This window comes from Rhodococcus sp. NPDC057135, assembly GCF_042670865.1.
Classification (GTDB): Bacteria; Actinomycetota; Actinomycetes; order Mycobacteriales; family Mycobacteriaceae; genus Rhodococcus_F.
This window is the reverse complement of sequence record NZ_JBHUUU010000009.1, coordinates 90421-103067: the sequence shown is the minus strand read 5'-3', so window position 1 is coordinate 103067 and position 12647 is coordinate 90421. Positions and strand designations below refer to the sequence as shown.

Here is a 12647-nt window from a genome sequence, read left to right as displayed (position 1 = left end):
TCGAGCATGATCGGTCCGTCGACGTTGAGCCAGTGAGGTGGGGCTTTGATGTGAGGGTGCTCGAGGCTGCGGTTGGCGAGCGCTTCGCGGCGTTCGTGGCAGGGCAGGTGGTCGTCGACGTGCCGTCGATGTCGAGCTACCTACCGATTCGTTCGACGCGCCACGGGGGGACATCCCGCCGCGGCCTGACCTTGATCGCACGAAATTTGTATCCGTCCTGGTCGATGACCGGCTCCCATTCGAAGTCGACCTGCTCTCCGACTACGAGACCGCTGATCCCTCCGCCGATGCTGAAACTGTCGCCCGGCCGAGCGTTGATGACTTCGTCGGGGTGTAGGGCGCTGTAGAAGGTCCAACAACCGCCCGGAGTGTCCGCGGAGTCGATGACTCCCCAGCCTTCCTCACCATTCCACGTGGTGACGACGCCGATCGCTGGGGTGCCGATCGGGGGCGCGCTCGTATCGTCGAGGTCGGCGATGTCTAGGTCGGTGACCTCGTGAACGGTGCCGTCGGGATCGATATCCCAAGCCCTGAAACCGGGCGGTCCCGGCGGCGTGCGGTCCTCGCCGACTGGCCACGCCTGCACGGTGTGAAAGTCGTAACCGTCTGCCGGCTCGTCGAGTTGATTCCACTCGAACTCGACTTCCTGACCTTCGACCAAACCCGGGAACCCGTGGACCACTACAGATGTCCATGAAGTCCAGCTACCGCCCGGAGTGTCTGCGGAGTCGATCACGCCCTGCATACCCCCCACGTCCCAACTACGGACCACTCCTCGGCTCGTCATGACCTCAGTATGTCCAAGACCACGGTGGCTAATGAGCGGAACCCGAAAGCCTGTCCAGAACGGGCGGAACTGGGATAACGAATCGGTGGGGCACTTGATCACCTATGCGACCCGAGCCCGAAATTGTTTTCCCGCAACACTTCTGCACTTCTTGACGCGGTTCTTTTCGGGAAGTTCGAGGGGCGATCACGCTGGGTATAAGCATTTTTTCGATGCACGCGATCATCGAAAAATCCGAACGCGTGGACGACCAGGAAGACGAATAGACATTCACCAACAAAGGCCCGAGGCAGTGGCGAGCATGTTGACCACGACCAGTGTCGACGATACGACCGACAGTGTCGCGAGCACGGCCGCAGTCACGGTGCGGAGACGAAGCGCGCACACGACGAATGCCCCAGACCATACGGACAATGTCGCGATCACCAGCCATCCGCCACCAGCCATGTCCCGTTCCGCAGGTCCGTCACAGCTCGTGTCGATCGATCCCCACAGAACGAACAACACCAAGGCCGCCGCCACGAGCGTCCAGACCAATGCAAGGAACAACACGCCGATCTTCCGCCAGATGGTCACATCCTGAGCCTGCACGCGCAGCGACACCCGCGAATCCGTACAACTACTCAACGTCGACCGAAACAAAGTACGAAGGCGCCGGTGGCGATCGCGAGCGATCAGAGCGCCTTGGCTGGATGCGGGCCCGCCGGAGAATAGGTCAGTGATGATCCGGGTCTTTTCCGTCAAGGGGCTCCCGGTCTGGAGTCTCGCCGGTTGCCGCTCGTGGGTTCCTGCGTTGTGTGGGTCAGCTCGTTACGCCGCGTTAAGAACCTGAAAACTCGGTGAGCAAACCTTCCTTTCCCAGGTGAAGCGGCGGATTATCGAAGTGGCCGCGCATGTGGTTACCGTGCGGCATGTCGAGCGCGCCTGAAGGCACAACGGGCCGGGAGGTCACATGCTGCTACATCAATCGATCGGGTTGGAGCGCTTCAACGAACTACCGCGGCAGAAGGCGGTTCACGCACTGTTCGAGTGCTGCTGCTCGCTGACGTGGGCCGGATGGGTCAGCGACGGACGCCCGTTCGCCGACCATGCGGAGATCCTCTCGCGAGCCGAGGACGCGATTCTCAACCTCTCGGACGTCGACGTCGAACGCGCCCTGCAGTGCCATCCACCCGTCGGCGTGCGCAAGAACAGCGTGCCGTCCCACCTCGAGCAATGCTCGATCTGGGTTCCGGACGACGCCGTCATGGCTACCATCTATCGCGCCGGCGAGGAGTACGAGCGAAACTTCGGCTTCCGGTATCTGTGGTGTTCGCACGGCCATGACACCGACGACCTGCTCGAGAACATCGGCCAGCGCATGTCCAACGAACGGTCCGTCGAGCGCAAGGTCTGCGTCGACGAGCTCGCCAAGATCACGCGGACGAGGATCGAGCGCATGCTCGGGCCCGAGGACGGTTATCCCGAGTACTGAAAAGAAAAGCGGGTGCAGCGCTTTCGCGCCGCACCCGCTTTCATACCCTGAATCGATCAGAGATCGAATTCTGCCGGAGAGATTCCGACGGCAAAACACATGTCGCGTACGACGCCGCGCTCGTGCTCGTCGAAGTTGCCGTCCGCGCCGCCGATGATGATGCCGATCTGGATGACCGCGCGAGCCTGATCCTGCTTCGACTTGAGCTTGGCGATGGTCGCGGTTGCCTCGACCTTGCCGAACTCGTAGTCCGAGGACAGCTTGCTGCAGTACCAGTCGAACTGCTCACGAAGCTCGTCCGGCGGGAAGACCGCGAGCGATTCGTTGCTCATGATCAGCGCGGCGGTCTTCTGACGCTCCGACGGATCGATCGAACCGTCTGCGGCGGCGATCAACGCGCACATTGCCATGCTCGCGTTCTTGAATTCCTTGTTCTGGAACTGGCTGGTCTTTGTCTTGAGCTGGCCGTTCATCTCCTGAGCCTTAGCCTTCAACTGATCCCAGAATGCCATGAGTCTCCTCGAGTATTGCCGCCACACACCGCGCGTGGTCGTACCACCACTCTGCCTGTGCGCTCGGCAATCCGCCATCGGCCACTAGGTGCGGTCGAACACTGCCAGAATTCGTGACTCGGAGATCGGGTCGAGCACGTCCGGGGTGAAGTGCCATTGCGTGCGGGTCCACGGATCGTGAACCTCGGTCTGCCCTGCGGCCGAAAGATGTTGGCACCCCTCGGACAGTGCGGCGACGGATTCTTCCGCGAAGTTCGACTCATCCTCTCCGACAATCAGTATCGACAATCCGATTGCCGGTCCGCGTTCAGCGAGGAACATGATGGTCTGTGCGTCTTCGGCGGAGTATCCGTGCGGGAAATCGCTGAGAATCAACAGTCGCAGGGAACTCGGGCCATCTGCGACGCCACTCATTCGCGCGAGTTCGCCCATGTCGACGGCCTCGGCCAGTGCCCGCAAGCGCGCCGAGATCTCGGTGTGAGCGGTGATGACCGGGCCCGCGAGCATCGGTGCCAGTCGGTCGGTCAATGGTGTGAGCGAGCCGGTCAGATCGACGACGTCGAGTAGCGGCATCGGGCCTGCGGCCATGACTCGCACGGTGACGGCACTGATCAGACCGAGCGCTGCTTTGCTCGACGTACTGTCCACCCAGATCGGCCGACGCAGTGGCAGCGGGACACAGTAGGGAACGGTGAGCGTGCCGCGGTCCGGAGCCGAAAGCTCGCCAAGACGCATTCCGTCGCTGACGGCCGTGATCTGGGCCGGATCAGTTGTACCCGCCCACGACACCGACTTCCACGACGCCATCGACCGAGGGAGCACGCCGTCGATCACGCCGAGTTCGTGTGCAAGCTGGGAGCTGTCACGGGCGTGGTTGTCCCGCGCGAGTGAGACGAGGTCGTCGTGACGCTTCTGTGCGGCGTCGCGCGCCGCCACTCCCGCCGCCGAGTTCCGCAGCGACGGATCTGCGACGGCTGCGGTCAGATCCTCGTCCAACCGAGCCAGCGCGTACTCACTGCTGGAGACGAAGGAAGCGGCCGATCGCGAAGCGTCCTCGAAGATCATCCACGCACGCTCGAGGCCCCGGCCCACCTCCAACGGCTCCACCGCGGAATCCCACGCGGGCGCAGCTGTCGGGGCTTGTTGTGCCGGCTCGTCGTCCACCTCGACGCCGTGCACCGAGATCAGTTCCGCCAAACCACCCGCATAGCCCTGCCCGACGGCCCGGATCTTCCACGCACCGGACTTTCGATACAGCTCCCAGCAGATGACCGCTGTTTCGGTACCTGCGGTGGGGATCGCGAATTCGGCCAGGACCGAACCGGATTGATCGCTCAGGGTGGCGGAGAGCCCCGCCGTGCGAAAAACGCCCGCGGCCGTCGCTGCCGGATCCACGCTCACGATGCACAACACCGCTGCCGCATCGGGGTGAAGTCGATCGAGCTCCACCCGGATGCCACTCTCGTCGAGTTGCACTCCAGCGGTGGACGGTTGGTTGTAGAAAACGAAGTCAGCGGACGTCAATGCCCGCAGGTTCGCGTCCGCTACCAGCGCCGACACGTCGAACGGTGTCTGGCTCTCGGCTCGAAACGTCACCACGGGCGCCGGCAGCGGCGCGTTCTGTCCGGGAACAAAAGTCATACCCACAGCAGCGAACTATGCCATGACCCGGCTCTCTCGGTCAGCCTTGCAGGTCCGCCACCACTAGATCGGCCACCGCGGTCATCCCAGCGTCCGTGAAGTGCAAGCGCTGCGCCGACGACTCCGAGAACAGGCCTTCGAACCAACGTTGATCTGCACTCGCACACGCGTCGTGCCCGCCGGCGATGCTCGCCGCCGCAATGTCGACGGTACGAACACCGTGGGCGTGGGCGACCTCGTCGAACTTCGTGTTGTAGCGCGCGAAGTAGTCCATGAACCAGGCTGCGTCGGCGTCGGAGAACGGGATGTTCGGCCAGCATCCGCGAGAGGAAATCATGCCGCCCTCGCCGATCAGGTAGATGCGAGCGTTCGGCGCGCGCTGCGTGACCGCGGTCAGGATGCGATCCAATTCTCCGGCAGCCCGGTCGATTCCGGATTGGGCGACGGAATTCGCGAGCGGGTCGTATCGACATCCACGATCGGTTCCTGGTCCCGGAGCGACGCACAGGGGGCCGAGGAAGATGCTGTTGGAGTCGTTGCCGCCGATCGAGATGGTGATCAGGTCGGTGTCCGGGTGGACGGCGTCGAGTTGGACCGGCCAGTAGTTCGGAATCAGTTGCGGGGTGTCGATGATGTTCTCGGCGCGGGCCGCACTGCAGGAGACGTCGGCGAACTCGGCGACCTCGAGTGCCCGCGAGATCTTGCCCGCGAAGTTCTCGTACGAACGCGAACAGGCGTCGGGGTACATCGGTTCCAGCCTTGGGCCGGAGGCGCGGGAGTCACCGAGGGCGACGTACTTGATCCCGGTGCCGGATACACCTGACAGCGTTTCCGACTGCGGCACCGAAGCCTGCGCGATCCCGGTGCTCACGAGCGCCAGCACAACGCCTGCGACAGCCGCCGCCCGACCGAGACGTTTCCCTCGAATGATCATCTACTGTGCCAAGTCCTCTCGCGCACGGCCGCTCGACTGACGGCTCGACATGCCGCATGAGGTTAACGCACAGAAGGGACAACGATGTCCGGTTCGGCGGACGGCGATCGAAACCACCTACCGCCGAACCGGATTCGTCAGAACTTATGCAGTCTCGACTCAAGCAGTGAGGAAGCGACCCAGCTGCGGCGCAGCTTCTCCCGCGTGCTTGGCCTGGATACCTTCACCGATGGCCTGCAGCTTCCATTCACCGTTCGCGCGGTACACCTTGGCCATCACCATTCCGGTGAACGCCATGCCGCCCTGGAGCGTGTATCGGGCGAGCTCGGAGTTGGTGGTGCTGTCCACGAGACGGCAGAAAGCATTGGAGACCTGCTCGAACGTGTGTCCGCGGTACGAGGTCACGGTGAAGATCACCGTGGTCACGTGAGCCGGGACCCGCTGCAGGTCGACGAGCATGACCTCGTCGTCACCGTCTCCGTCGCCGGTCAGGTTGTCACCCATGTGACGGACGGAGCCGTCCTTGGACGTCAGCTGACCGTAGTAACAGACGTCGACGAGATTGCCGTCGGCGTAGAGGAGAGCAGAAGCGTCGAGGTCGACGTCGGCAGTACGGCTTCCGAACAGGCCGCTCTTCTTGATCGGATCCCAACCCAGACCCATCTGGATCATGGTGAGCGCGACGCCGCCCTCCTTGCGGAGCGTGACCTTCTGACCCTTGGTCAGGCTGACGGGGCGTCCCTTGACCAGGCTCACCTCGGGCTGCTGCGCCGGCGGCTGGTTCTGCACGGGAGGCGCCGGGGGTGCCTGGTTGTAAGTCGGCTGCTGGTTGTACGCAGGCTGCTGCGCCGGCGGGTAGGCCGGCGGCGTCGGTCCCTGGTTGTAGGCAGGCGGCTGGTTGTACGCGGGCGGGGCCGGCGGAACCGGCGGCGCGTTGTACGAAGGCTGCTGCTGCGGCGGCTGGTTGTATGCCGGCGGAGTAGGAGCGACGGACGAGGGCGGCGTGATCGGAGCCGGAGCCGCGACGGGAGTGGGCGGCGGCGGCGCGGGCGCATCGTCGACGGACACACCATGATCGGTGACCAGCGCGGCAAATCCACCCGCGTAACCCTGGCCGACAGCGCGCACCTTCCACGCGCCCTGGCGGCGGTACACCTCGAGTGCGATGACAATGGACTCGGTGGTGAGACCGTCGATCACGTACTCGTACAACACGTTCCCGGCCGCGTCGGAAACCCGAGCGGTCGGTGCAGCGCTGCGCCCGAAGTTCGACGAGGCGTCGTCGAGCGTGATGACGGCGCGAACCTGCTCGATATCGGCGGGTACGCCGGCGAGTGAGACTCGGAGTGAGGCAATGCCACCCGGGTTGGGCACCAACTGCACACCGGGTCCGGTGGGCTGGTTGAAGAAGACGAAGTCGGCGTCGGAACGAACTTTTCCGTTGCTCGTCACGAGGAGTGCAGACAGGTCAGCGGCTGCAGCCAACTGAACCGACACAACTACATCCGAGACGTCCAGCGGGCCGTTCTGCCCTTTGGCAAGCGATACAGACAACTAAATCCCCTTCATAGAGAGCGTGTATTACCCGAGCGCGGAAGAGAACCACCGCAAGATCTCCGCGCTCGCTGCGATACCGGACCTTTCTGTCACAGTAACGGTCGGCCGTTGCCAATTCAGTTCTTCCAGCTCACCGTGCCTCGGCCGGATCGCGAAATCGGAGTATTCGAGCATGTCCGCGTCCAACGCACCGTCACCAGCCGAGATCACGACGGCTGACTGATCCAGATCGCCCGACTCGACCAGCCTGCGGCGCACCTCTGCCAGCGCGCGTGACTTCGAGACCGCGTCGGGCATCGTGTAGATCTTGCGGCCTTGACGAGAGACGTTCCAGCCTCGTGCCACGCACCAGTGATTCCATTCGGTTTCGAAATCACTCGGCATCACGGCCAGATCGACGACCAGGTACGGAAACAGATCGTCGGCAACACGAATGGAGCTGACCCAGCTCGAGTCGATCCGCGATTCCAGTTCTGCATGAACCTGCGGCAACTCGGCGCCGGCTTTGCGAGTCGAACGGTCGATCTCGTTTCGCCATTCGAGATCGGCTTCGCCGTCTACGAGGATGTTTCCGCCGTTGCTCGTGATCGCGTACTTCCACGGTCCGCCGGGAAGGTCGATCCGCTGGAACTGTGCAATGGTCCTGGTGGTTGTCGGAATCACCGGAACCCGCGAGCTGAGCGCAGTCAGCAATTCGATCGATTCGACGCTCATGTGCGAGAGCGGACCGCCGTTGTAGTACTCGACGCACAGCGGGCTCGGTGCCGAATCCAGATCGGAGCCACTGGGATCACCGCCGATCGCGGCCTGTGAATAGATCATCGTGCGGTCCAGATCGGTGGCGATCAAGACCTGGGACGCCGCGGTGTCCACACGGCTCACGTGATGTCCTTGATCAGGCCGACACACGAGTAGGCGAGATCCGGGACGACCTCGACCGGGACCCCACGGGCCTGTGCCAACAACCGGATGTGTGCGTGCTCCGGGGCTTCGAGTTCGCGCACCAGAACCTTCCAGGGGAGCCGGCGCAGCAGCACCCTTGTTGTTTCTCCGACACCGGGTTTGACGAAGTTGACCGTCGAGATCCCGTATTCGGCCTGCACCTTCTCCACCGACTCCCAGCCGGCCCAGGTCGGCGTCCGATCGGAATCGAGCACTGCGGCCAGAGAATCCGCGACATCGGCACGGACGGAGTCGAACTCGGCCGAGACCACGTCGAGCAATCTGTTGGAGACGTCGACGTCGGCGAGGTCTGCGTAGAACTTGGCGCCGTGGAAATCGCCAGGCCCGATGAGGGTGTCGTTGAGGACAGTTCGTGAGACCAGCCCGGACACCGTCGAATTGAGGCACGCGGACGCGATCAGGAAGTCGTCGCGGGTTCCGTACGTTCGCACGCAGTGGCCGGGGTCTGCGAGAACAGCCAGATCGGAATCGAACTTCGCTCCGCCCGCCTCGTGGTACTCCGTCAACGCTGCGTCGAGTTCGCGGGCGATAGCGCCCTTACCGGTCCAGCCGTCGACGAAGACGACGTTCTCCGAGTCGTGATGGTGCGCAAGGTAATCAAGCGCGACGGAATCGATGCCCTTGCCGCGGACGATGGACACCGCGTAGTGCGGCAGCGTCAATCCGCGAGTCTGCTGCGCCCAGCGCCGCATCAGAATCCCGATCGGGGTCCCGGCCCGGGCAAGTGAGACCAACGTGATGTCACTCCCCCGCTCGGCCAGCACCAGGTCCATCACGGTCCCGACAGCGCGCGCCAGGCGAGGAGCGCTCTCGGCGAGCACCGTCTCGAACAGATCCCGGTATGCCTGATCGGGTTGGTACTCGATGGGAAGAGACTCGGCATAGTGAGCCTCACCCGACTGAATGCGCTTCTCGCGCACGGAAACATCTGCTTCGAGATCTACGTGCGAGAGATCCTTGAGCAGCCACTTCACTTCACCCGGCGCGTACGAACCGAAATCGGGTCCGACCAATGGTTCGTTCATGTCGACTCTCCTGCTCTGAAATCTCGCAGCGCCGACGGATCGGCCCCGCGAACGGTGGCGACCAGGACGTCGGTGCCGGAGTTTCGCAGCACTTCGACCACTCCGTCCATCGCCGTCAACCGATCGGTGTCGGCGGGCTCGTCGATGACCAGCAGCGCAAGGGCGTCGACCGCCGCGTCAGGCCACTGCGCGTTGTAGACGTATCGAGGCTCGTTCTCCCCCTGTTCCGGTGCCGGAAAGGTGAACCCGCGCCGCAGCGGGTATCCCGGCACGTCGACGACGTAGGCGGGTGAGCGAGTTGTGGTCTGGTACCGAACTGCTCGCCCAGCGCTTTCCAAGCCCGCTGCGATCCGCAATGGCAGGTACATCAACTCTTCGTGACCGATCACGATCACAGCACGCGACGGGTCGATCGATGACCCGAGGATGGACACCGCCGCCTCGACGGCGGACTCGAATGCCTCGGTGTCGCCGTCGAGAAAACCGTGCCGGCCACCGTCGGGGACATGTGCCGGCCACGGCAGATCCAGGCGGGACAGCGTGCCGCGTCGGTCACCGATCGGATTGAGGTCCGGAGCATCCAGAGCCGTGACACGCTCGGTCAGGCCGTCGGGCAGGACCGTCGAACCCGAAGCGAGAGAGACGTAATCGATCCGCACGCCCAACTCCGCGGCTGCCGCCTCACTGACGGCGCGGTGCTCCTCGGTTCTCATGTCCACCAACGAGGCCACGACGTAGCGGCTTCGTGGGCATTGACCATGCAGCGCCCGGATGGCGTCGATCGCGGTGGCGCCGGTGGAGATCTCGTCGTCGACGAGGACCAGCGGCAGGTCGTTCTCGAACAACTCGGCGGACGTGGGCTGCATCAAATGACTCGTGGCGTGCGAGTGCCCCTCCTCGAACCCGGCGAGCGTCGTAGCACCGGGTACGTCTCTGCGCGTGGAGTGCAGGTAGCAGTGAGCGTGCAGGCGAGCCGCGACGCAGTGACCCAAACCTGTTGCAGTTTCGGCAAACCCGAGGACGACGACGTCCACACCGTCACCGAGGGTGGTTCGCACCAAGTCCCCGAGGTCGTCGGCAGCACCGATGACCACGGACGGCTCGGTGGGCACGTGCTTACCCAGCACGGTGGACACCAGCAGGTGCGCGCGGCGCGGATTCCGTCGAAGACCCGGGATCACCAGATCGGGCACCGAATGCCCGAGTGACGAATCACCGTGAACGAGGTCCAAGCCGAATTCTGCTGTAGCCCAGGGAACATCCTTGGACTGGACAAGCTCTGTCATCGATCGACCAACGCCGTCAGCAACTCGACAAACGTGATCCCCTTGTTGGTCACACCGAACACGTGAGCGCGGAGCGCGGTCTGCCGCGCCCAATTGCGATGCGGCTTCATCTCGTTCATCTTGTTCCGGTAGCCGGAGGCCTGAACTCCACCGGCGTCGGCACCGAGAATGTCGAGGGCATCGTGGTATTCCTCGTGCGTGACCGCGGACAGTGCATTGACCGCGGCGACGTGCGACGGGTGGATGACCGTCTTGCCCTGGATTCCGTTGGCTCGGTCCAGCGCGATCTCACGGAGCAGACCGTCGAGGTCGCGGCTGACGAGATGCTGACGGAACCGGACGGCGTCGTGTTCCTCGAACGGGGTGGCGCGCAGCATCGGCCGGAACATGCGTTCGTGATCGGCGAAGTACTCCCACACCGGCCCGGTGATGACAAAACCCGAACCGTCGGCGCGGCCGAGATAGTTGACGATGTCGGCGATGACGTCGACCACCACGCGCACGTCGTAAATGGTCAGATCGCGGTCACGACGAATGCCGAAGGTGCTGCACATGTCGGTGGCGCCGATGCGGACGGCAAGGATTCGATCGCGGTGCTGCGCGAGAATCCCACTGATGGTGCGCAATTCGAGATCGCGCGTATCGCGGTGAACCAGCGCGGGTGATTCGAGCACCGGCATCGCGTAGAGATGCTTACCCAGCAGCTCGGATGCGTCCGCGACGGCGTCGAGGAACACGGGGCCGGACTCGCTGCCGAACTTCGGGATGACGAACCCGGTGAGGGCTGCACGACCCTCGGTCAACGATGCAGCGACCTTGTGGATGTCCGCGACTTCGCGGACCCGAACGAACAGCAGCATTCCGACGGCGTCGGTGGACGCGATCTTGTCGAGAGCTTCGACCGCGTTTGCTCGCGCCGATTCAACCTCGTGATCGGCGACAGCGTCCTCGAGATCGAGCACCATCGAGCTGACGCCCTCGGACGCACGCTTGGACACGACGTCGGCCAACCCGGCCCGAGTGGCGGGAACGTAGAGAGTTGCACCCAGCGCAATCGCAAGCAGATCCCTCTCGTCGGAATCCGCGAACGATCGAGGCGCATGCAGGAACAGTTGCTCCCGCACGTCGTCCTCGAGATGTTGAAAGTGCTGCATTTCTCTTCTCTCTGTAACCGCAATCAAGTCCATGAAACGACCCCCTGTGACAGCGCGTCGAGCAACTCCGATCCCCCGATCGGCCCGACCATTCAGTTTTTGCCGGCTCGCGCCCGCATCTTCTCGACAACTTCGGTGATGAACGTCGATACCGAGTCCAGCTGTAATACATACGACCAGTAGTCCGGATGAGTTCCCGACAGTGACGCACTCGCTCGCTCGATCCTTGCTAGTTGAGCATCGAGTACGGAGCCCCACTCCGCCACCAACCCTTGGTTAACAGCGAACATCTGGGCGTCTTTCAGTCGGAAACGAACCTCACGTTCCTTTTCGCTCGGATCTGCCCGAACTGCACGCAGCGTAGCGAGACGGTCCGTCACGGCATCGGCACACGCTTCGGCGTCGGCCAAGTGCACTCGGGCCTCAGCCATCAGAGCCAGTGCATGTTCGGGGTTACCCGCAGCCAGCGACTGCTTCGCTTCCTTGAGATCGATGTCGGCCTGATCGATATGCGCTCGGCTGCGACTGCTGTTGTCGACGAGGTCAGCGGAACTCGCGGCGTTGAACTCTCGGAGCAACGCCGAGTACGCCGGGTCGAGTCGGTCCACTCGCGTCCGCACTGCCGACAACCTGGTGGAGACGGAGGAAATCGTCATCTCCGCGCGGTGCTGCGTCGACGGGGCGTCTGCCAGTGCTTCCTCGAGCGCGGACACTGCTTCGCGAACACGCTCGGCCCGTGTGCGGACCGCGTCGGCGCGACCGGAGGAGCGCGCATTCTCGAGCGCCGTCATCGCGTCGTCGAGTTGCTCGGAGGCCGTCACCACCGACGGGTACTCGCGATAGCGCTGCTCGGTGGCGGCAAGTTTCTCGCGGGCTGCTTGGGCCTGAGTTCGCGCCTGCTGGCCGAGGACGGGGATGGCGGACATCGTGACCGTCGCCTGCTCGAGATGCGCGCGATTCCCGTTGTAGAAGGCGTCGACGCCCTGTGCCGCTTCGACGAGTTCGGCTACCGACTTCTCGAATGCGGCCCGAGCGCCGTTCGGGTTCTGGTGGAGTACCTGATCGTTGCCGTATCGCTCGGATGTGTCGAGGTAGTCCGACGCTGCCTGGTAGCACCGGTCACGAACGGGTTCCCACTCCGCGCGCAGCCCTCGTTCGGGAAAAAGCTCAGCGGAGGCGTCGACTGCTGCCGACGCAATGGTCTGCCGCTTGTCCATGTCGAGGAACGCCGAAACCATGGCCGTCTGCGCCTCCCGCGCACGACTGACCGACTCCCCCACTCTTGCCCCCCGATTGAAGCGTTCCGACCATCTT

12 protein-coding genes are annotated in these 12647 nt (G+C 63.7%); 1 reads left to right on the top strand and 11 read right to left on the bottom strand.

What is annotated here, in order from left to right:
- Positions 1–136: 136 nt before the first annotated feature.
- Both ACFT1A_RS18300 and ACFT1A_RS18295 read right to left on the bottom strand, forming a co-directional pair.
- A complete protein-coding gene (locus ACFT1A_RS18300; RefSeq protein WP_378448124.1) occupies positions 137–787 on the bottom strand; it encodes a hypothetical protein in 651 nt (216 codons plus the stop codon).
- A gap of 270 nt (positions 788–1057) precedes the next feature.
- Positions 1058–1390 (bottom strand): hypothetical protein, encoded by a 333-nt coding sequence (locus ACFT1A_RS18295; RefSeq protein WP_378448123.1) that lies wholly within the window; start codon positions 1388–1390, stop codon positions 1058–1060.
- A gap of 349 nt (positions 1391–1739) precedes the next feature.
- Here ACFT1A_RS18295 and ACFT1A_RS18290 point away from each other — a divergent pair, with 349 nt between their 5' ends.
- Positions 1740–2261, top strand: a complete 522-nt coding sequence (locus ACFT1A_RS18290; protein WP_378448122.1) for a 2-oxo-4-hydroxy-4-carboxy-5-ureidoimidazoline decarboxylase — start codon at positions 1740–1742, stop codon at positions 2259–2261.
- Between the two features lie 56 nt (positions 2262–2317).
- On the opposite strand, the gene ACFT1A_RS18285 is transcribed toward ACFT1A_RS18290, so the two are convergent.
- From ACFT1A_RS18285 to ACFT1A_RS18245, 9 genes are all read right to left on the bottom strand, one after another.
- Entirely contained in the window at positions 2318–2773 is a 456-nt protein-coding gene (locus tag ACFT1A_RS18285; RefSeq protein ID WP_003941110.1) for a tellurite resistance TerB family protein, read from the bottom strand.
- Between the two features lie 84 nt (positions 2774–2857).
- Entirely contained in the window at positions 2858–4414 is a 1557-nt protein-coding gene (locus ACFT1A_RS18280; RefSeq protein ID WP_378448121.1) for a TerD family protein, read from the bottom strand.
- 40 nt (positions 4415–4454) lie between these two features.
- Positions 4455–5348, bottom strand: a complete 894-nt coding sequence (locus ACFT1A_RS18275; RefSeq protein ID WP_378448120.1) for an SGNH/GDSL hydrolase family protein — start codon at positions 5346–5348, stop codon at positions 4455–4457.
- Positions 5349–5507: 159 nt separating this feature from the next.
- Complete coding sequence (locus ACFT1A_RS18270; RefSeq protein ID WP_019746739.1) at positions 5508–6902, bottom strand: TerD family protein; 1395 nt, start codon at positions 6900–6902, stop codon at positions 5508–5510.
- A gap of 27 nt (positions 6903–6929) precedes the next feature.
- A complete protein-coding gene (locus ACFT1A_RS18265) occupies positions 6930–7787 on the bottom strand; it encodes an HAD family hydrolase (RefSeq protein WP_378448119.1) in 858 nt (285 codons plus the stop codon).
- A complete protein-coding gene (locus tag ACFT1A_RS18260; RefSeq protein ID WP_378448118.1) occupies positions 7784–8893 on the bottom strand; it encodes a cysteine protease StiP family protein in 1110 nt (369 codons plus the stop codon). Before ACFT1A_RS18260 ends, ACFT1A_RS18265 begins: the two co-directional genes overlap by 4 nt.
- Entirely contained in the window at positions 8890–10179 is a 1290-nt protein-coding gene (locus tag ACFT1A_RS18255; protein ID WP_378448117.1) for a phosphoribosyltransferase family protein, read from the bottom strand. Before ACFT1A_RS18255 ends, ACFT1A_RS18260 begins: the two co-directional genes overlap by 4 nt.
- On the bottom strand, positions 10176–11333 hold the full coding sequence (locus ACFT1A_RS18250; RefSeq protein WP_378448116.1) for an HpcH/HpaI aldolase/citrate lyase family protein: 1158 nt from the start codon (positions 11331–11333) through the stop codon (positions 10176–10178). The genes ACFT1A_RS18255 and ACFT1A_RS18250 overlap by 4 nt, the downstream gene beginning before the upstream one ends.
- 92 nt (positions 11334–11425) lie before the next feature.
- On the bottom strand, positions 11426–12571 hold the full coding sequence (locus ACFT1A_RS18245) for a hypothetical protein (RefSeq protein WP_378448115.1): 1146 nt from the start codon (positions 12569–12571) through the stop codon (positions 11426–11428).
- Positions 12572–12647: the final 76 nt, after the last annotated feature.

What these genes read in the sequence shown, in the direction of transcription:
- ACFT1A_RS18290 (WP_378448122.1), top strand. Translation starts at nt 1,740, where the DNA reads ATGCTGCTACATCAATCGATCGGGTTGGAGCGCTTCAACGAACTACCG.
- ACFT1A_RS18260 (WP_378448118.1), bottom strand. Translation starts at nt 8,893, where the DNA reads ATGAACGAACCATTGGTCGGACCCGATTTCGGTTCGTACGCGCCGGGT.
- ACFT1A_RS18285 (WP_003941110.1), bottom strand. Translation starts at nt 2,773, where the DNA reads ATGGCATTCTGGGATCAGTTGAAGGCTAAGGCTCAGGAGATGAACGGC.
- ACFT1A_RS18300 (WP_378448124.1), bottom strand. Translation starts at nt 787, where the DNA reads ATGACGAGCCGAGGAGTGGTCCGTAGTTGGGACGTGGGGGGTATGCAG.
- ACFT1A_RS18255 (WP_378448117.1), bottom strand. Translation starts at nt 10,179, where the DNA reads ATGACAGAGCTTGTCCAGTCCAAGGATGTTCCCTGGGCTACAGCAGAA.
- ACFT1A_RS18250 (WP_378448116.1), bottom strand. Translation starts at nt 11,333, where the DNA reads ATGCAGCACTTTCAACATCTCGAGGACGACGTGCGGGAGCAACTGTTC.
- ACFT1A_RS18245 (WP_378448115.1), bottom strand. Translation starts at nt 12,571, where the DNA reads ATGGTTTCGGCGTTCCTCGACATGGACAAGCGGCAGACCATTGCGTCG.
- ACFT1A_RS18280 (WP_378448121.1), bottom strand. Translation starts at nt 4,414, where the DNA reads ATGACTTTTGTTCCCGGACAGAACGCGCCGCTGCCGGCGCCCGTGGTG.
- ACFT1A_RS18275 (WP_378448120.1), bottom strand. Translation starts at nt 5,348, where the DNA reads ATGATCATTCGAGGGAAACGTCTCGGTCGGGCGGCGGCTGTCGCAGGC.